Source organism: bacterium (assembly GCA_022616075.1).
Lineage (GTDB): Bacteria > Acidobacteriota > HRBIN11 > JAKEFK01 > JAKEFK01 > JAKEFK01.
In genome coordinates, this window is record JAKEFK010000244.1 from 20,913 (window position 1) to 40,810 (window position 19,898).

Genomic DNA, 19,898 nt, shown 5'->3' on the forward strand with positions numbered 1-19,898 from the left:
TTGATCGTGGTTCGCAGTCAGTTGAGATTTTCAGATGTTGATCGACTTCGAACGAATTGCATCACCGATAAGCTCCAGGATGCGTTCTTCCTGGTAGCTGAAGGCGTAAGCGCAGCAACCGTAGGAAAGCAGATCTGTAATGATTCCATCTTCTTTCAGTATTTCGAAAAGGACATCTTGCCAGGACTCAAGCAGCGGTATCGGGCGTGCCGATAGAGTTGCGAAGATCCTTTTGCGTGAATCTGTTTCGTCAGCTCCGATGACAACGAAGTCTTTCTTCGTTTGCCGCAGCACGCACCTGTCATCCCAGAAAACACCGTGACAGCGTCCCCAGGACAAAGGCACGGATTTGATGTGCGTCTTAGAGTCTTCTGCCCAGTTGCGTCTTGCGGCGATGTAATTTTTGCTATTGTCTATTCGTGCGTATGGCTGGAGCTTTTGAAACGGTTCTCCCGCAAGTTGAACTTCTATAGCGCTGTGCTGCACGATTCCGGCCAGGATCCCATTTACTGCTTGAGTGTTGCCGTACAAAGATAGAAAGTAGAGACCTCCTTCTTTGGAAACGGCAAACTGATCCGCATACGCAGCAATCCCTTGATAGATAACGTTTTTCATAGAGAGATGGACGTTTACCGGACTTCGTAGAGCGTGCCTTCGGAATCGAAGTAACGAACGCATGCGCGCGCCTTACTGGTCTCCACTACCTTAACTGTGCTGGCATCAACCTGTTCAGTGCGTGTTTCAGTGAGCTGTTCGGTGAAGCCTTTCACAACGATCGTTTCGTTGCCGTTTGTCACGCAGCCGTTGATGAACCCGGCAGTCAGCAGATTTGCAAGATGAGCCAGTCTGAGCCTCATGATAGGAGTCACTGCGGACAGCTCCTCAGGAGACTGTAGAATTCGTTGCATCTGCTTGTTGAGCGGCGAGTGGGCCATATCCTTGATCATGTCATCAACTGTCGGATGAGAATCCCTGAATAGACGCGGCCCGGCTGTTGCGGGAACCGCATAACGAAAATCCTGAACTGTCTCTTTGCCCAGAAAGGGAGAATTGTAGAGTTGTTCCATGAGCTGCTGTGCTGTCTCGGCTTCGAAGCTGCTCTTTATTTTTCGTGTTGCGAAGATTACGATCTGATTGAATTCTTGAAACTCCTCGACCGGCATTCTGAATGCTCTGATGTTTTCAAATCGATAGGTCAGACTCTTTGCCATGTAACCATCGATCCCGTTTACGGGCACAATGAGAATCATCACGCCCCGCGGGGCAACGTAATCCGCAGTCTCTTTGAAGAACGTTTTTTCAAGCCGTGTGCTGCGCAAGCCGGTTCGATAATCGAAATCGTAGGGTGGGTTAAGGAGGAGCAGTGAAAAGGTCTCCCTGGTGCACGTTAGATCGAATATGCTGCAGTTTACGAAAGTATCCAGTACTTTTTGACTCTTCGCAGCTCTTCCGGCATCAATCTCCACGCCGTAAGATGCGACGTCCGATCCTTGTGTGCGGAACGCGTTGCCGATTTCTGCCAGCGCCACACCTTCGCCACAGCATGGATCAAAGATGTGAACGGTCGTCTTCTCGCTGATCGATGTTTCCGGTTTGACGATCTTACAGATCAGTTCGAGAGTCTTTGGTGGTGTTGGATAGAACCCGAGTTTTGCTTGTGATGCGAGTCTTGCCATTTTCTTTTTGAAAAGTTTTAAGAGTTGAAAAACAGAAACCGGTTCCCGCTTACCCTGGCAGAACTAGAGGCGATCAGTCATACATCAGACTGAATTGGGCTGTTTGCGTATCCTGTGATGAAGACGTTTCTGTTTTCCTGCTATCGTTCGTGATTCGCGCGGCCTGTAATATTTGCTTCGCCTTTTCGCTTTTCGAATGGGGTCCACAGTGCGAGTTTCCAGCATGGTCGTAAAACCCAAGTTCAAGCGCTTTCAGATCGCGCGCAGCATGAAACGGGACGAAGGGACCGGAGTGTTCGCTTGGCCGTTTACAGTATCGTTCCCGTCCGGCGCCACATTCCGGGCAAGAGACTTCGAAGCAAGGATCCTGGGGAAACTGGTACTGGCAGCTATTGCAGACTACCTGCTGCCTGGGCTTTCCTGCTGCTATGAGTGAATTCACTTCTTAGTGCGTGTATGCTTAAAAGACCAAGAGTATGAAATTCAAATTTGATCCAGAAGAGTTTTGGCGGGAGAAAACCCTGGAGGAACTTGCAGATGAGCAGGGTGTCGGACCTTTCCAGTGGGAAGAAGTATTTGGGAAAGGCGCCGATCTTTGGGAAGATGATGACGATTTTGAAAAATTTGTTAATGAGCTCCGGCAATTAAGGAAGGAAGGCAAATAAAGAATTCATCTTATTCCCATAATTCTCGTTCTTGAAAACCAAAAGTCAGTGATCCTTCACTCGACTGAACTCGCCTCACTTTTTCTGAGAATCATGCTAGGATTCTGTGCAAAATACTGTTGGATCTCGGAGGATGGAATGGCACAAGAAAAAGTTGCAAAGCTGGGAGTGAAGCGCGAACCAGGCTTTTTGTACTTCGTTGACAAGGATGGTGATCTCAGCAGAAGCCCAATGGCGCGTGGCGGAAAGAAGAAAGGTGGTCCAAAACGCAAATCCGAAAAAGTTGCAAAAGCCGATGTGAAGAGGGAACAGGGCTACATGTACTTCCTTGATAAAGATGGCGACATCGCTAGAGCCAAGATGGCGCGTGCGAAATCAAAAGGGAGGTAGATCTCACTTCAAACAGCTACGTCCTTCACAAAAGCACCGACATACAAGTCTACGGCGACCGAAGCAAATAGCCTGAAGAGTCATTAGACGGTGAAGTTTTGCCCGCGTCAGATCAAGTCTTTTCTTCTTTTGCAGGCTTCTTAGTTTCCGGTTCGAGATCCTCTCGTGTAAATTTGCCAGTAAACTTTCTTGCCTCAGCCACCACCGGGCTGACTGAAGCCTCCACCACCTTACCGTTCGCAAGGCGCACCCGTGAGACATATGCAATCGAAGCATAATGTTTTTCGGCTTCGTTTTCCGAGAAGACATTCCACGCTCCTTCAAATTGATGTTTCTTCCCGGCTGGCAGATCGATGACCTCTTCATAAACCAGGCTACGGACGTGATCACCCCACACGTCGAAAGTTAAGAAGCGTACTTCAATCGAACTGAGCGGTTCTCTCGGTATTAAAGTCACGTTTGCTTTGTAGTTGTAATCACCCCTGTATTCTGAAGAAACATAGACCATTTTGATCCCTGGGGTACCATCAAGATCAGCAGGAAGTGATGGATCATGAATCGCGATCCATTCGCGGTGTAAAGCTGAGTTTTTGGCTATTGCAAAGCCATGTCCCAACTTGGTCGTTATGCTGCCGCCGTCTGCTTTAGTAACGGAAACTTTTGAAGGTTCACTTTCTATCCTCTCCTCTCTTTGTCCCTCGGGACCGTTTACGGCTTCGGGTTTTCCTTTAAGCATTGTCGCCAAGCTACTGTCCGTAAATCCCCTTAATGCAAGATCGAACAGTACTGTAATCGCTGCGGCAGCAATAACAGTTCGTGTGATTGTATTTACTACGGTCCACTTCGAAGGGAGAACTTGCAGGAAAACGTACAATGCGATAAGTATTCCAATCTCTGGAATCATTGGCGCCCCCAAAAATGTAATCTGTTATTGGGAATGATTGGGAATATTTTATTTCGTCTTCAGCCGAAAGGATACCCGATCAAAAACGCTTCTGATGTGTCCAATATTAATTGATGAAGCACTGTCCTTTCTGCCGGATGCCGTTTGATAGATGGGAAGGCACAGAGGTGTGCACTTCTTGCCGTACCCGTCATCATCAGGAATGTTGGCGGCTGAACCAGAAAAGATGCGCTGTTTTCGGATGTTCTCCTTCTATAAGCAGATGGGCGCCATCGCTCTTTCTGAATAAGAGAATCTTGTTCACGCTACTCTGTTCGCCTTTGGCATTAATCATTACCAGCGAAGATCTGTTCTTTCCTACTTCATGGTTTATGCATGATGCGGCAAACACTTTTCTCTTCGCAGTCTCCAGACCGCTTTTGTTCCTTTCGCTCATCCAGGTAACATTGATCGCTTTACTTATCCGTTCTCCACGTAAACTGATATTCGGTACTGTTTGGCGGACCGCGATTGCACTTGTATTGGCGGCCTATTGTGCTTCGCTTTGTTTTTCTAAAAGCATTCCGTGGATAGGATCCTTGATCTTCGCTCCGGTCAACCTCCTAAATCCCGCTCCACGAGGCATTACTCTCGGTTGCTTTTGGAGTCCTTACAACTGGTTTGGTTGGCTTTTTGCGAAAGTTTGGATCACGTATTTGAACCTTCTGTTATTTTTGTGTTTGCTCCAGAATGTTGGAATTGCTCGGAGGATCCGATCTCTGACAGGGAACCCTCGGCATCGGCTTAAGCAGGCCAAGTTGGCATTGCCGAAATCACTGACTCCGAAGCCATTGCAGCATACAAACCGTCGGCGCTTTCCTGTATCTTCACTTTGGGGAAGGAGGTTGGTTGCGGCGTTCGTCGCAGTCGTGCTTGTTGTCATTTCCTGTTGGGTTACGGAAATTTACTTGAGCTTAATCGAAGGCTGGAATACTCCGGTCTCGCCGGCAACTCCAATTGCTGAGTGGGTACCTCCTCCACTGGTCCCGCTGTTTCCTCAATCAGCGGACTGCGTCGAAGTGCATTGGCCCGAGCAGCGGACCCTCATCGTTTTGAATTATGGAAAACGATTTGAAATCAATTCGGAGCCGGTTTTTGCAGCGCATGGTGGCGAAGGTTCATCGTATTCGTACAAAACAGCCTTTGTTCTCGATCGCCGCATGGTTGATTTAAAAAGCCCAGTAGCACTTGAGCTGAAGAGCATTTTCCGATCCATCCGTGAAGATGCAGAAAATCTCGGTTACGGTTGGGTGGAGATAAGAGCGCTTGCGAAGAACAGCCGATCCGAACTGATGGAAATTGGTGGCTACTACTACAAGTTCAACGGAACATGGGAAGAACCTTCAGTTCTCACTTACGCAGAGTGGCAGTAATCCGATGAGAACGAACATACGTGCTTTTTTGGCTTTGGCGCTTGCGGTATTTACTGCCGCTGTCATGATTTATTTTTTCGATCTACAGCGGGAAATTTCTATGCCGTTGCGGCCTGTAGTTAGAGGCGGGCCAAAAGCTGAAACACCGCTGCCGCCTCCTGAGCCTCGCACAATTGAGCAATGCGAGCGAGATTATGATTCCTCCCGCCATCAGGCTCTAATTCCCGGTTACTACTCATCCTCGCAGATCGAAATTATCGCCTACCGGCTTGGTCCCGAAGAATTGATCTCGGCCGAATTACGACGCAAACAAATGTTCCATCGCATGCCGGTTCTTGAAATCAGGAAATGCCGTGGAACATGTGCTGATAAACTCATCCGCATTTTGAACAGTGCGGCTTCTTATAGCGACTGCCTGTGTTTTTGTACGGGAACAGGTGGCATGGGACTGAAAATAATTACTCAAGAAAGCCCAATCGAAGTATGGGTGGAAGCATTCTTTCACAAAATGTATGTTGAGCCGGACCGCACGCTTGGCTTGAGCAGGGAAGGCACCAAACTTCTTACCTCAATTCACAATGATCTTTTTCCCGACCATGCTTTTGAATCGAGTTTGGAGTAAGAGCTTACGATCCTGTTTCAAAAAGTCGCCTCGCGGCCTTCAAGCCACACTTCTGATACCGGTTGTAAGCCTCTGCAGCTCGTAACTGGATACGCTGGTGATTCTCATTGGCGATCCATCCAGCGACAGCAGCAGTTAATATGTATGCCTCCGGAGCAAGTAGGCCGCTGGTCCACAAAACCGGAGTCGCTCCTGTCCGCTTAACGGGCTCCAAAAAATACGGTTTACTCGCGCAAGCCAGAATCATAACTTCTCGTTTCACAGAATCTTTCTTCGTCGGAAACGATCTCGGCCAGTAATCCATTAATCCGTTGTGACCGACATAGATTAGAAGGTCCGCTTTTCCGCGAATATTCAAAGCAAGATTCTTTTCTGATGGGAGAATCAGGCTGTCTCCGTGCCCGCCCGAAGCGATTCCAAAAAGTCATTGATGGTCCGCCTGATCTCTTTTCCGTTGTAAGCGTCCGCAGTCAAATACACAGCTTCCGTCGCGTACCGAAAAATGCAACGCTCCAGAACGGAAGCGTCGGGGCCTGAATTGCAAGAAATCATTCTCCATTCTCGAGAGTTTCTAAGAAAGGTCTTAACGCCGAAACGGGCACCCCAATACAAGTTTCCCACCGGATCGTCGCCTCTGCCAAGATGTTCCAGAACCGGAACAATTCCCTGATTCTTGTTATCACATAATGCAACAAAAACATGGACGGAACGTGAGGAAGAACCGTCCTTGGCAAAGGAAACCACTGGAAATATTCCAACAAGGAAAGTGAAAATGATGGCACCCTTTCGGTTCATACAACCTTCATCCTGTCAACCTTATGCAACATGCAACTGATTGGACACCTCTTTGCTGGATCATGTTCCATACCAGGATCTATCCATCAGGTATGAGGCCAAAAATACCTGAATTGCTTACCATCTTTCGGGACATACAGAACAGATAAGTACGTGCATTTGCCACCGGTTTCGAACCCAAGAGAAAATACAAAATACTCTCGAGTGAGGCTCCAACAATCTACCCGCTTAGCCTTCTCTGGATAAAGTTTGCGAAGTTCGCTGTACGCTTGTTCGGGTGTATCAATTTCAATCTGTGCAATGCGCGACTCAGAAGGAAAGTGATCCAGTTCGCCTTCCAAAATGGGTAAAAGCCAATCCGCCAATTCCTTTGGGATTGGGATTTCTGGAGGCATGCCCGAAATTCCAGTTTGCTTGTGCGAGCCGCAACTCAGGAATGCCACTGTGACCGTCAATAAAATGAATACTATCTGCGCTGCAAATTTCATGTTCCCTTGTAAGATCTTGAGCTCAAGAGCATGAACGTTTATTGATCTTTTTCGAGACGATATAGTTGAAGTAGATCAGGCAGTCTGAGCTTCTCCGCTTCTGAGAGAATGTCTCTTATCTTTCTGTTGGAATGCTCACAGCCTTCACAAACCTCGATCGAATCCTCTCGCGCTTTCAATCCAGTGATTATTTGTTCGTCCGTGGGATCGAGAACTTCTCCATCATTTCTCAACATCATAAGAGCTTCAGCAGCATATACCTTGCTGACGTTCGAGTGACTGTGGAGTACATGACGTATAGCAGAATATTGCTTTGCGTCAAGCAAGCGCATGATCGCTCGCCGCTTTGCGGGAGCCATGCCGGCCACATCACAGAAGAATCCGTAAATCCCTTCCTTGCTTGGATCAATCAAGAGAAGAAATGACTCCCTTAACGCGTATGGCAATTTAATGTCCGGAAGAAATGGCCGTTCCTGGAGATACCCGGATAAGTATTCATTCCATGCTTGTTCGTAGCGTGCCCATCCTTTGCTGCTGTCATACAGACGGTGTGTGAATTCGGTATCCTCATCAGATAAAAAGAAAAGATCCACCGACAGTACTTCATTCTGAAACTGTGTTATCTGGAGAAACGAGAAATAATTCCCTGTACTCGAAGGAAATGAAACTTCTATGGTTTCAGTCCGGTCTCTGTGAGGGATATGCTCTAGCCGATACTGAGCTTTGTTAATGGTGCCTTCGCTGGTGTTGATATCAATCCCGTACTTGTGGAGTAATTGTTCCCCAGGAATTCTCTCGCGAGCTGTTGGTGTATGGCTTTGGAAATACCGATACTCCCAAGTCGCCTTGCTCATGTCCTTTGATGAACATGCAATCATGCATGAAACGATGACAACAGCAACTACAAAGAGTTTTTTTAATCGCCTCATGCTGTTTTTCACATTATTGAGTTGGTCTTCCCGAACTCAAGGAAGTGGAGGAACGTAAGGACATCGATCTCCCGTGTAATTTAGCGCCCTCTTTTCTTTTTCCTGCCTGAGTTTTCTTCAAATAGTTTTGGTAGATTGTGTGCCTTTGAGAGAAAATAATCCGGTAGAATTTTTGTCGGAATATTTTATCGGAGGTACGAAAGGCATCCTTTCGTTTTCTGTTCGCTGCAGAAAACAGATGCCTTTCCCCATAGACTGCAACTACAGTACAAAATTGATTGTTCGCTGTCAAATTATCAGAGATTAGTGGAGCGGAATCGTTGGGATTTTCCGTCTTATGAAGCATGCTGCGCGATTTGCAAAGGGCCTGGCTGTGCAAAGTTTCACGGTTTTTACAGCCGGGAAGTTACAGAAGAAAACGGACAGAGTCTCGAGATTTGGATTGCTCGGTATCTCTGCCATCGGAAGGGAAAAGTAGAACTGGCGGCGCACAAAACTTTTTCTCTTCTGCCACATCTGGTGATTCCTTACAGGCGCTATTCGGCGCCAACAGCCTACAATTTTTTTAAGGTTTCCGCTGAAGGTGGTAGCTCGAAGGCGCTGGACCATTACCAGGCAGTATTTGAGAGTCTGTGCGAGCGAACGATCTTTTGGATGATGTTGATGTTTCAAGTAGCGTTTCAATTATTGCTACAAGCCGAGTTTGTTGAGCCGGCGGATCGCTGGCAGTCGGCGTTGGTTTCGATGGTGGAGAGCTATAGCGACGGATTATCCGGCATGATTTCTGATTTTTATGCGGCCGAAAATCAATTCTTGTTGGGGACTGCATCCCAGAAACGCAGGCGAGCTTCAGAGCAACCAACGTGAGTGTCCAATTTATGCACCCGCTCCTTCATTGATACAGGTTGGATAAAGAGCAGTAGACCCGTACGTTTCTGCAGGCATGCAGCGGGGCAATAATTACTTTTCATGCGCGAAAGATTCACGCTTTTTTGATTTGCTACGCCGGTTCATTCAAGTTGGCGAAAAAATCACACCACTTTCGGTGAGTGGACGATTTTTTTTTCGTAGGATAAGCGGCACGGAGGACTCATGGAGAAAAAACTTGCAGAACTCATTGCGCTTTTCCGGTACAAAATCATTGCCGCTGCGCTGGAGAAGGGAATCCGGCAAAAGGAATACTTTGCCAGGCAGGCGGAAAAAACATGGGATGTTCCCGGTTACGGAACCAAGCATTACACCGTTTCGGCGTTTAAGTCCTGGCTTGCTGATTATCGCGCCGGCGGATTTGAAGCCTTGTTTCCGAGCACTCGAAACGATACCGGAACGTCGCGTAAAATCACACCTGAGCTGGCCAAAGTTATCGGAGAATCGGCTGCCGATTTTACGGGCGCTCGGCTTTCAGTTTTCTATCGGTTCCTGGATTCACAAGGAATCATCAATCCGCCGTATGTTTCCGAATCCGCACTTCGCAGATTTGCCTCTGCTCGTCATTTGCTGAAGCGGACAGCGGAAACTGTCCCTCGCAAGAAATATGAAAAGGAGCATATCAACGAGCTTTGGATCTCAGACACCATGCATGGCCCTCATCTTTCTGATAGCAAGAAGAAACGCAAAAGTTATCTGATCGCCATCATTGACGATCATTCACGAATGATTGTGGCAAGCGGATGGTTTTTTGCCGAAAACACTCTTGCCCTGGAGACGGTGCTCAAAGAGGCGATCCGGCGTTTTGGTCTGCCTGAAATTTTTTATTGCGACAACGGCAGCATTTTCTCAAGCCAGAGCTTGCAGCTCTCTTGCGCAAGACTTGGAATCGTGCTGCGACATTCAAAACCTTACGACTCGCCGTCTCGCGGCAAAATTGAGCGCATGTGGAGACGCGTGCGCGATCAGTTTCTCTCAACACTTCCCGCTGCCGGACCGATTGGCATACAACAGATCAATGATCTGTTTGCCGGCTGGCTCGAGTCGGATTACCACAAGAGCTTTCATCATGGCATCGAGGCACGACCCATAGATCGCTGGTTGGCTGATGCCAAAGTTACCCGGATCCGAAAGCTTTCCGATGAAGAACTCGATTGGGCTTTCTATCAATCCTTTGAGCGAAAAGTCAAAAACGATTCTACCGTTGCGCTCGATGGAAAACTCTGGGAAGCTCCCGCGCGTTATATCGGCAAAAAGATCGAGGTTCGACATCCTACCGGCTCGCCGGAGCGACTTTATCTGTTTGAAGACGGAAAGCTTGTCTTGAAACTGACGCGCTGCAAGCCAAACGAAAACGCAACTACTCCATCATCTTCCATCCGCTTTTCGGATTCTAAAAAGAAGGAGAAAAAATAATGCTCACTACCATGATTGAATCTTTTTACAACCTTAAAAAACTTCCTTTCGCCAAAAGCATGGCGCCATCGGAAATCTTTTCAACGGATGCGGCAAAAGAACTCCATTCGCGTCTTGAGTACATGAAGGACCGCCGCGGAATCCTGGTTGTTACCGGACTATCGGGTGTTGGAAAAACCTTGCAACTGCGCGCCTTCACCGATTCGCTTTCGGCTGCTTGCTACTTTTCGGTCTATCTGCCGCTTTCCACCGTGACTGTTTCAGACTTCTATCGCCAGATCAATGCATCCCTTGGTGGCGAGCGTCGTTTCCGGAAAATCGATACCTTTGCCTCGATTCAGCAGCAAATCAAGCACCTGGTCACTCATGAAAAGAAAGTTCCAGTGCTCATCCTCGATGAAGCGCATCGCATCAGCAGAGACGCTCTTTTGGAATTGCAGATCATTGCCAACTTTCAAATGGATTCCATCGATCCGGCGCTGTTTATCCTGGCCGGCCAGCCCGAACTTTTGGATCGCCTCAATCTGGCCATCCTTGAATCTCTCTGTCAACGAATCCAGCTCAAGTTCCATCTGCCCCCTCTATCGGCGGCAGAGATTGCGCCATTCCTGACGCATCATCTCAAAATTGCGGGACGCTCCAAATCACTCTTTACCGCTGATGCCGCCGATGCCATTTATCAAAGCTCAGGTGGCATTCAACGCAAAGTCTGCCAACTCGCCTTCAAAACTCTTGCCGCCGGCGCGCTTGCCGAAAAAGATTCTCTTACCGCAGAGGAAGTCTTTATGGCTGCCCGTGAAAGTTGAGGTGTTTCCATGAGCATCGACCCGATGGAAAGATTACTCGACAAACTCGAGCAAATACCCGGTTATCCGTTCAATCGCTCCAAGGATTTGGACTTCCTATTTGAACTCATGAAGGATTTCCACAGCGTAAATATAGAAGAAGAATTGATCCGCTTTCGTCTCTGGCTCTCGGAATGTCCTCCGCATCCCAATCTCCGTTATCGCCTCTTCCTCCGAAGATGGGTGCAGAACGCGGCTGGTAGAAAAACAACTCAGAATCAATAACCAGCTAAACACAAAAAAGGGAGAAACTATCGCGAAAAAAACAAAACAGAAGAACGAAAAAAGAATGCAAAAATCGAAAACTCAAAGCAAAACAAAAAGAAATTATCACGAAAAATCAGAGCTAAAATAAAACACTAAATTACACTCCCGTTAGGGAAATGGCGTAATCAATGCATTCTCCCTTAACAAGAAGTTTTTCCCAACCAATCCCGTGAGTCCATTGAAAGATCGCGACGACTTTCGTTTGCTCTTTAACCCCCACAAAGTTCCAACTTTTCAGGCATTTCGATACGTCTTCGTAATTCTCGAACGGAGCGCTCACTTTCTGTATGTTCTGGACGCGCCCCTGCGCACCTAAATCAAAAGAGTAAGTTACGGAGAAGTTGCCGTAGCCTTTTTTGAGAGATACCGGTACCTCGAAGTTGCAGAAAGTAATGTCCGCGTGAACTGCACCGCAAGAATCGTCGCCGTTTGCTTTTGAACTTCGAATTAGCAAACTGTAACCAAGAGCAATAACGGTGAAGACAATCACGACTCTTAGAATGAATCTCATGATTGTCTGTCCTTTAGGAAGTTTCACTCGGATAATTTCTGCACTTAATGCGTCTAATCTTTCGAGGCACGGAGTAGAATATCGACAATGTCTTTGTGGCCCCGCTCTCGAGCATAATCAAGGGCGCTTTTGCCATTCTTGTCTTTCGTCTCTGCTGTGGCCCCCGAAGCCAGTAAAATTTGGACGAGGTCGCTTCGCCCGGAGTACGCCGCCGCCATTAGAGCCGTCCAACCAGTTTTGGAACTCGCATTCACGTCCGCGCCGAGTTCAAGAAGATATTGAACGATATCTGCAGCGCCTCGGCCAGTGCTGGCTATCAAAGCTGTCCAACCACCTTTCGTGGACTCATTCATATTTGCGCCCGATTGGATCAAGGCTTTGACAACTTCTAACTGTGGCTTTTCACTTTGGGCCGCCCAGAGAAGCGGAGTAATTCCGAAATGATCCTTTGCGTTTATGTTTGCGTCTTCCCCTATTAGTAATTGCACGCAATCTAAGCTTCCTGCCTTCGAAGCTCCCATAAGGGGAGTAAATCCGAATGAGTCTGCTGAATTCGGGTCTAAACCTGTCTTTAACAAGAAGCTCAATACCCCTTCGTTACCGCACCTTGCAGCTTCTGTAAGCGCAGACAGCCTAGATCCTCCTTCAGTCCGCGGGTTCGCTCCAGCATTGATGAGATCCTTTATCAATTCGACCTTACCATGACATGCGGCGACGATCAGAACTGAATTGCCATCTTTATCCATGGTTTCTACCTTTGCTCCTTTCTTTAGCAAAATCGAGACTTCCTCTCTTTTACCCAGTCTTGCTGCCTCAAGCAATTCTTTGTTAAGTTCCTCTGAATTAGGATCCGCTGGGCTCGACGAATCCGAAGGCATACTCTCGCAAGCAAAAGCTGCCATCGGTATCACGAGAAAGAAAATGAGAAATTTAGTCATCATACTTACTCAGTCTGTTCTGTAAAGCGCAGTCTAGAACGTTTCGGAGGTGGAGGCTGTTTTACGGGAACATCCACAGCAACTGGAACTTTTTCGTTCAGTGTCCATAAATAATCAATAATGCGTGTATCCGTTCCATAGCAAAGACATCCGTGTGTCGCACCCGGGGTACTTGCTCTCTTGGGTATCTGGCCATGCAGATAATAGCCCTCATCCTTACCTTGCCATGGAATCAGTCTTGCCCGCTTTGGTCCATAAGCACCGTATGGGTTCTTTGGCCCGCACGTTGTTGGTTTGGTCGCTGGTCCCAGAGGTAAGGTTGCGTCGGGAATCACTTGAAGCCCGTAAGCGGGGTACGGATTACATAATGCTGAATCCGGATTAATTGCGGTTGGGCCGGTTGTATCTCTTTCAAGATCCGCGCGGATTGTATAGTTTCCTTGACGTACTGGACTAAAACCAAAGAACTCCCCTCCAGAGAAGGCACGTCCAGAGATTTTCTTTGTATTCTGATTGTACATATCCATCTGGTATATCTTCGCACCAGTAGTAATATCATTTTCTATATGTTTCGCCACAAGCAAGTGCTTATAACCAGTTGGCGTCTTGATACGACCCGTTTTATCGGCATATGAGTAAGCAATGCCATCGTGCCATTCCCACTGGTCTGGTTGATTCTTTACGTTCGTTACAAAAAACCAATCGAGTCCGAGGGGATCCACAGCGTTTACTGGATTATTGCCGAAAGCCTGGTAAATGTTGAAAGAATCCACGTACGTACGAGGATCTGGTGACGTGAATCTTCCGGAAACAGGATCCAAGTATCGAGCTCGGAAATATGCTAATCCAGAAGAACTGTCTATCTTCCTTCCCTGAAATCCCATGTCGCTGTTCACTATACTGGTTGACACCACATCCTTTTCATTGCGATACACCACTTGATCCGGACCAGCAATGATCAGAATCTGTTGGAAGTCCGAGAGAGGTTTGCCTGTTTCATCTTTGACCGCAGAAGAAAGTTGAACGGTATATGCTCCAGGTGTGGCAATTTCTGCTAAAGAGAGTGTCGCTTCAAGAGACGGAGCGGAAAAAGAAAGAGAGGCGACAACCGGTTGGTTATTGAATACCAGTGAAATTGCCGCCGCCGGAAAGTCGGAAATTTCCTCACTGAAGCGGATCTTGATATTGCGACCATTTGCAATCGTAATCTCTGCCACCTCAGGTGCCTTGTTGTCAAAATAAATCTCGTCGCCCGATACTGTAAGAGATTGCTGAAAAGCAGTTGCGGTTTTATTCAATGCCAAATCCGTCAATCCAGCTTGAATCGTTAGAACGAATTGACTATCGGCTGCAAGGGGCGTAGTGGGATGCAGAATGATCTTTCTATCTCCTTCTTCGAATGCTGTAGTAACTGCATGATTCTGATTGTTGCTATCTTTCAATATTGCCAGTAATGTCGTTTTCTGGGCGGGCTCAGTGAGGCGCACGTGCAAATCTCCGGATCGCAGTCGAACCTGTTCCACAGCAGGCGGCGTCTGATCGGCGCGGATGATACGGTTGCCGTAAGCGTCGTAATCATAACGTTCAATTAGTTTTCCAGTTGAATCGGTAATCGCTTTAACCGATCCGATCGAATTCATATGGTAATAATAAGCTTGACCGCCGCGCTTCATTTGCACAATCTCATCAATTCCACGGCCGTACACATAAGAAGCCTGGAGTCCGGCGCCGGCAAATTCTTCCAGAGTTTGTTGCCCGGACCACACGTAATTTGTTGTTTGTCCGCCGGAGGAAAGAGACGTGCGTCGTCCGAGGGCATCGTAAGTCATTGTTGTCGTCGTTCCATCCGGAGTTACGACTCTTGTTAACCGGTTGGCATAGTCATAAGTGAGCTGCTTTCCAAATAGATTCTTGGTATTTCCGTTTGGATCATAGGAAAGTGGCTGGTTGTCAAAAACCGTATATTGATTCCGGTTGTTAATCTGAGTGGTCTTGATTCTGGAAATTCCGCCTTCCGTTTCAGTGATTTGCTTGAAGTTATAAACGTCGTCTTGATTGTAGACGATCGTCTTCTGCGCCGTAGAAACATTTATGGGATCAGGAGCATTCATTGCCATCTGTGTAAGGCGATAAATCGCATCGTAACTGTAGACATCTGCGCGGCCATTTTCATGCAGCTTTTGCTCATAATTTCGCTGATCCATTCTGTTCCAGCCATACGAAAAGCCTGAAACAACCTGGTTTGTTGCATTCACATGGCGAATGGCAGTGATTCTTCTGTCATTGTCGTATCCGAATTCTGAGTGGGTCCCATTGTTCAAGCCGATCCCGGCCGTTCTTCCCGTTCCCTGATATGTGTATTGCGCAACAAGTGCGGTTTGCTCTTCTATTTTTTCCAGACGGTTCAGCGAATCATAACGGAAGTTCAATTGACGGCCTGATGGGTATGTAATCTCAGTTCGATTGCCGATGCCGTCATACTTGCTGGAAACGGTTTTGCCATTCTGCGATTCCGAAGTCACATTCGAAAGAGTGTCATAATTCAGTTCAACGACCGAATCGTCATCCGTTGCCTTCTTCAATCTGGATAATCCGTCATAATCGAAACTCTCAGTTGTCGTGCCCTCCACACCCGCAGCTTTTGTGATGCTCCGCGAAGCGAGTCGATTCAGTGGATCATATGTGTTTGTAACAAACGTCCCGTTTGGATCCGTAGCGGTTTTCACATTGTCTGCGAGATCGAAGGTCAGATTTATCTCCTTCCCATCCGCATAGATCGTTTTCGTATTCCGATTTAAGCTATCGTATCTGTAGGTGGTAGTGTTCCCATTAGCATCGGTGATGCTTTCAAGGCGTCCGTTCAGGTCATAGTCGAATTTGGTGACAATTGAACCGTTTGCTTCTTCGGTCTTGACTCTACGGTTCGCGTTATCAAAACTGGCTGCAGTCTGATTTCCTTCCGCATCGATCGTGATGACGTTGTTGCCCATCGAATCATAAAAATACTGCATCGTGTCACCCGCTGGATCAATGGATTTCTCAAGGCGATTCGCTTTGTCGAATTCACTGGTCGTGACAAACGTTTCTGATCCCAACGGTCCGGTCTCTTCTTCGGTGATCTTCCTGGTATTGCCGTTTGGATCGTACTCGTAAGTGACTTTGTTGCCAGCAGGATCGGTCATTGTCGCGATCCGATTGGCTGTGTCGTAGCTGTAGCTGGTAGTATGGTTGTTGGCATCGATCAAAGATGTGATCCTGCTGTTCTTGTCATAATTGTATGTGATTACCGCATCGGAAGGCTGAAACTTCTCTGTTCTTGTCTTCAGACGATTCAATCCGTCATACGTGTTTGTAGTCTGTGCTAAAACCACATCCTCAGAATCTTTGCTGATTTGGCTTATCGCATTCCCTACATCGTCAAATCCATATGAAGCAATATTCCCAAGAGCATCCTTAACTTCGAACTGACTATCATATCCGTCGTAAAAGAATTCCGTTGTGTTGCCTTCTCCGTCACCGGAGGTCTTCAAATTTCCGTTGCCGTCATAAGTGAAAACGGAAGATGAGGCATCAGAAGATCCAAAACCCCTGATAACTTCAGTATTGAGATCACGAGAATCGAACACATAACTGGTCTGAGTTCCTTCTGGATCTGTTACGAGCGTACGATTCCCATTGGCATCGTAGTCATATTTCGTAATGGCAAAAACACCTTCAGAGATCTCACTTTCTTCCTGCATCAAGTAGTTCAAGGGATGATCGTGGTTGTAGCGGTACTCCGTGAACCCATCCCCACCTGCCGAGCTGTGCTGGATCAGTTTCTTAACAAGGTTATCATTGAGGTCGTATTCATAGCGAGTTTCAAAAGAGAGCGGTTCGAAGCGGACCTCTTTAATAATTTGATCCAGAGCATTGACTTCATATGTACTCTTGACATTATTTCCATCAATGAATTCACTCAGACGTCCCAGGTCGTCATACACAAAAGTGTTGGAGTAGAGCCCGCCAGTGGTTTTCTTTTTGAGATATCCTCCTGTTGCCTGATCTGCATTTTGCCGGACCGTCGACCCGCCAGCTTCTGGATAGTATTCATAGTTGTTGCTGTTTCCTTCGCCAAATGTTTCGGTGAGCAATTGGCCGTACTTGTTGTACGTGAAGCTTTGTATCACCCCTTCGGGCATGGTGATTTTGTTTGCGTTGCCATGTTGATCGCGTTCATAGGTAGTAACATTTCCTTTTGGATCAGTCACAGTCAAAACCTGGTTGTGAAGCGGGTCATACATATAAGTAGTGGTCAACGTCTCGCTGCTTCCGCCGGACCCGCGTGGTCCAGGAATTTGTTTGACGGAGATTAGATTCGCCTCACTTCTTCTTCGCAAGAATCGCGCGAGAAGCGATTTTTCATATGTGTATTCAATGGAGTTGCCTTCCGGGAATGTAATCTTGGTCAAAAGCCCATCGGACGGAATGAGAGGCAGCTCAGGGGTGATGATATCAGGATCATACTCCATTCTGGTGGTCAGACCCGCTCTGGTTATTGCCGTGGGATTACCGTATGCGTTGAACTCATATACAATTTCATTTCCGTTGCGATCCGTGACCGTTGTCTTATTTTCTTCATACGCAAATTCGATGAAATCGTTGCCATATTTTTGTCTAATGAGCTGGTCCTGGTCATTGTATTGATTCTCGATAAGCACTTCACCACGCGGATTGGTGACTTTCGTGAGGTTTGCCCGCAGCGAGAGAATGTCTCCAAGCTTGTATTCATACTTAGTGGTTTTCCCATTTGGGAACTCATTCCCGTTTGATGTGCCGGTGACAGCAGTCGTCGTAACCGAAGTTAAGAAATTCGGTTTGCGGTCCGGATCACTTGAAGCAATCCCTTCATCATAATTGAATTTCCATTCTCGTCCGGCAAAGTCACGCACTTTAATGAGTTTTTGATCTCCGTTGTATTGGTAGGAGATGGGACGTCCCATCGTATCGATCACCACACTCAACTGGCCAACTGGATTGTAGAGAAACTCCATGTAGTTCTCATTGCGATCCTGAATGCGGACAAGCTGACCGTAGTTATTGAACAAATAGGCAATTCCGTCAGGTTGATGAACCAGCCAGTTCCCGTCTTGAAGCTTCTTCAGTTCGGCAAATTGTCCGGCAGGAGACATATAAAGCAACGGACCGGGAAGCGGCGCAGGCGGAAGCACACGGAAAAGCTCTTTTCTTCCCATGCCATCATAAAAAAAGACATCGCCGTTCGGAAGTTCCATGAGCCGCATGAAATACTGATGGTCCCAATTCTGACCCAGTGGACCATCGTAGAGTGCTTGCGACTCGTACTTCCGCGCGAAGACATAGTCAAAACCGCGGCCTTTGATTTGGAAATCAACAACCGTGAGGCTCCACTCACCGGAATGCAGATATGGCGAATAGCGTATCTCGCCGGTTCCCACTGCCGCATTATAGCGAGGCGCAGCAGCAAGGCCGGCGCTGCTTATGCTAAGAAGTAGAAGAACAGAAATGATTGAAGAAAATCTTGCAAGCACGAGTACCCCTCCTGACATCCACACTAAGACACACCCCGATCTTGGTCGATGCCGAGACCTGTTAAGGTCGCTGGTGGATTCCCCCGCCGTGTCTTAGGCGAACCGTATTTCTTATTACAAAAGACCTAGTTTGTCAATCTGAGGAACGCTACCATCGCTACCATCTAGGGGGCTTTGCGTCCGGCATAAACCAAAAGTCGAACTGTTTTGTGTTTGTGGTTTTTTCGTGCCATCAATACGGCAGTCTCACCTGACCGGTCACGGAGATTCACGCGGGCTCCTCTGCGAATGAGCGCCTGAACAATCCTGTTTAGGCCATCCATCGCTGCGTACATCAATGCCGTACAGCCTTGGAAATCTTTCGAATTAATCCGAGCACCTGCCCGGATCAATGCGAGCGCTGCTCGTTCTTTGCCCAGTATGACGGCCCACATCAATGGCGTCCTTTTAAGCCCGTCCTTTTTCCCTGGATCCGTACCGTTCTTGAGCAGGTGAGCAATTCGACGCGGGGAATTACTTTGAACAGCCGCGAGCAAGAGACTTTCCTTGACGTAACGTGGATCAGCGCCATTCTTGATCAGGAATCGCAGAACAGACTGACGGTCATGGAAAGCCGCATGATCTGCAGCACTATTTCCATTCTGGTCCCGGACGTTCAAATTCGCTCCAGCTTTGATTAGTTCTTTCACTGTTGGCTCGTGTCCTGACGCGGCAGCTTTCATCAAAGCCGTCTTGCCATACCAGTCCTGGAGATCCGCATTTGCGCCTGCCTTCAAGAGTTTGCGTGTAATTCTGTGCCTTTTCTTTTCAGCAGCCAGCATCAAGGCAGTTACATTAAATGGACCGCGTGCGTCAACATCCGCTTCGTGTCTCAGCAAGACTTGAAGAAGTCTTCCGTACCCGTTCTCGGCCGCAATCATTACGGCAGTCTTTCCATGCTGCTTTTCATTGATATGTATGTCCGGCTGCTTCAACAGAATTTTGACAACCTCGATGTGATTTCCAGAACAAGCGGCCGTCAGCGGCGTTCCGAAATATCGAGATCTGAGATGAGTATTGGCACTCGAATGAAGGAGCGACTCGACAATCACGGGATGTCCGTACCTGGCGGCATACAGTAAGGGTGTTGCTTTCCAGTAGTCCCGGCAGTTGACGTTTGCACCGGTATGCACAAGTTGCTGGATCGTCTCTAGATCGCCTTTCTCGGCAGCTCGAATCATTTCATACCGTTGTATCCGTTCCAACTCGACCTTCTTCATTTCACGATTGCAGACCATCTCTCAAAAAATAGAGGGGATGCCGCTCGGAATTAACATTCAACCAGAAATCCCTCGAATTCACCACGCGTGAACCAGTCACGCAGCGGCTTCGTTTGCGCTCCATATAAGCGATCTGCAAGATCCCACTCAATAACAACATCAAAGCCTTCCGGATAAATTTCATCAAAGGCAACCACGGTGCCCGTTGTTCCCACTGGCACGCCGGAAAACTCTACCAAACTTCTGATCCTTTTTCCGAGCTGTGCCTCTGCCTGCTCCTTCGAAAAATAGGAGCGCTTCATTTC

The 19,898-nt window shown here is 47.6% G+C and carries 20 protein-coding genes; 9 read left to right on the top strand and 11 right to left on the bottom strand.

Translation table 11 applies throughout. From position 1 onward, the window contains the following. Positions 1-30: 30 nt before the first annotated feature. Positions 31-615: a hypothetical protein gene (locus L0156_20315; protein MCI0605335.1), complete on the bottom strand. Its 585-nt coding sequence runs from the start codon at positions 613-615 to the stop codon at positions 31-33. 14 nt (positions 616-629) lie between these two features. Next, complete coding sequence (locus L0156_20320; protein ID MCI0605336.1) at positions 630-1,676, bottom strand: DUF6094 domain-containing protein; 1,047 nt, start codon at positions 1,674-1,676, stop codon at positions 630-632. A 223-nt stretch (positions 1,677-1,899) separates the two neighbouring features. Here L0156_20320 and L0156_20325 point away from each other — a divergent pair, with 223 nt between their 5' ends. The 3 genes from L0156_20325 to L0156_20335 all read left to right on the top strand — a co-directional run bounded on the left by L0156_20325 (position 1,900) and on the right by L0156_20335 (position 2,731). After that, positions 1,900-2,112 (top strand): hypothetical protein, encoded by a 213-nt coding sequence (locus L0156_20325; GenBank protein MCI0605337.1) that lies wholly within the window; start codon positions 1,900-1,902, stop codon positions 2,110-2,112. 40 nt (positions 2,113-2,152) lie between these two features. After that, a complete protein-coding gene (locus tag L0156_20330; GenBank protein ID MCI0605338.1) occupies positions 2,153-2,341 on the top strand; it encodes a hypothetical protein in 189 nt (62 codons plus the stop codon). A gap of 138 nt (positions 2,342-2,479) precedes the next feature. Beyond that, positions 2,480-2,731: a hypothetical protein gene (locus L0156_20335; protein MCI0605339.1), complete on the top strand. Its 252-nt coding sequence runs from the start codon at positions 2,480-2,482 to the stop codon at positions 2,729-2,731. A gap of 112 nt (positions 2,732-2,843) precedes the next feature. Here the strand turns inward: L0156_20335 and L0156_20340 are convergent, their stop codons facing one another. Further along, complete coding sequence (locus L0156_20340; GenBank protein ID MCI0605340.1) at positions 2,844-3,635, bottom strand: hypothetical protein; 792 nt, start codon at positions 3,633-3,635, stop codon at positions 2,844-2,846. Positions 3,636-4,582: 947 nt separating this feature from the next. Here L0156_20340 and L0156_20345 point away from each other — a divergent pair. Together L0156_20345 and L0156_20350 are read left to right on the top strand one after the other, a co-directional pair. Continuing rightward, positions 4,583-5,047: a hypothetical protein gene (locus L0156_20345; protein MCI0605341.1), complete on the top strand. Its 465-nt coding sequence runs from the start codon at positions 4,583-4,585 to the stop codon at positions 5,045-5,047. Positions 5,048-5,051: 4 nt separating this feature from the next. Further along, positions 5,052-5,669, top strand: coding sequence for a hypothetical protein (locus L0156_20350; protein ID MCI0605342.1), 618 nt, complete (start codon positions 5,052-5,054; stop codon positions 5,667-5,669). A gap of 4 nt (positions 5,670-5,673) precedes the next feature. Here the strand turns inward: L0156_20350 and L0156_20355 are convergent, their stop codons facing one another. The 3 genes from L0156_20355 to L0156_20365 form a co-directional block, all read right to left on the bottom strand. Continuing rightward, positions 5,674-5,931 (bottom strand): hypothetical protein, encoded by a 258-nt coding sequence (locus tag L0156_20355; protein MCI0605343.1) that lies wholly within the window; start codon positions 5,929-5,931, stop codon positions 5,674-5,676. Positions 5,932-6,053: 122 nt separating this feature from the next. Then, entirely contained in the window at positions 6,054-6,464 is a 411-nt protein-coding gene (locus tag L0156_20360; GenBank protein MCI0605344.1) for a hypothetical protein, read from the bottom strand. Between the two features lie 526 nt (positions 6,465-6,990). Beyond that, positions 6,991-7,806, bottom strand: coding sequence for a hypothetical protein (locus L0156_20365; protein MCI0605345.1), 816 nt, complete (start codon positions 7,804-7,806; stop codon positions 6,991-6,993). 381 nt (positions 7,807-8,187) lie between these two features. Between L0156_20365 and L0156_20370 the strand changes: the two genes are divergently transcribed. From L0156_20370 to L0156_20385, 4 genes are all read left to right on the top strand, one after another. Beyond that, on the top strand, positions 8,188-8,748 hold the full coding sequence (locus tag L0156_20370) for a DUF6431 domain-containing protein (GenBank protein MCI0605346.1): 561 nt from the start codon (positions 8,188-8,190) through the stop codon (positions 8,746-8,748). Between the two features lie 225 nt (positions 8,749-8,973). Further along, positions 8,974-10,224, top strand: a complete 1,251-nt coding sequence (locus L0156_20375; protein MCI0605347.1) for a DDE-type integrase/transposase/recombinase — start codon at positions 8,974-8,976, stop codon at positions 10,222-10,224. Next, positions 10,224-11,030, top strand: coding sequence for an AAA family ATPase (locus L0156_20380; protein ID MCI0605348.1), 807 nt, complete (start codon positions 10,224-10,226; stop codon positions 11,028-11,030). The genes L0156_20375 and L0156_20380 overlap by 1 nt, the downstream gene beginning before the upstream one ends. Before the next feature lie 9 nt (positions 11,031-11,039). Continuing rightward, positions 11,040-11,294 carry a hypothetical protein gene (locus tag L0156_20385; GenBank protein ID MCI0605349.1) on the top strand — a complete coding sequence of 85 codons (255 nt, stop codon included), beginning with the start codon at positions 11,040-11,042 and terminating at the stop codon, positions 11,292-11,294. Between the two features lie 139 nt (positions 11,295-11,433). Here the strand turns inward: L0156_20385 and L0156_20390 are convergent, their stop codons facing one another. From L0156_20390 to L0156_20410, 5 genes are all read right to left on the bottom strand, one after another. After that, entirely contained in the window at positions 11,434-11,874 is a 441-nt protein-coding gene (locus L0156_20390; GenBank protein MCI0605350.1) for a hypothetical protein, read from the bottom strand. 26 nt (positions 11,875-11,900) lie between these two features. After that, a complete protein-coding gene (locus tag L0156_20395; protein ID MCI0605351.1) occupies positions 11,901-12,788 on the bottom strand; it encodes an ankyrin repeat domain-containing protein in 888 nt (295 codons plus the stop codon). Positions 12,789-12,790: 2 nt separating this feature from the next. Continuing rightward, on the bottom strand, positions 12,791-18,334 hold the full coding sequence (locus L0156_20400) for a DUF6531 domain-containing protein (GenBank protein MCI0605352.1): 5,544 nt from the start codon (positions 18,332-18,334) through the stop codon (positions 12,791-12,793). A gap of 164 nt (positions 18,335-18,498) precedes the next feature. Continuing rightward, entirely contained in the window at positions 18,499-19,593 is a 1,095-nt protein-coding gene (locus tag L0156_20405) for an ankyrin repeat domain-containing protein (protein MCI0605353.1), read from the bottom strand. 50 nt (positions 19,594-19,643) lie between these two features. Further along, a partial coding sequence (locus L0156_20410; GenBank protein ID MCI0605354.1) for a hypothetical protein occupies positions 19,644-19,898 on the bottom strand: 255 nt, incomplete at its 5' end.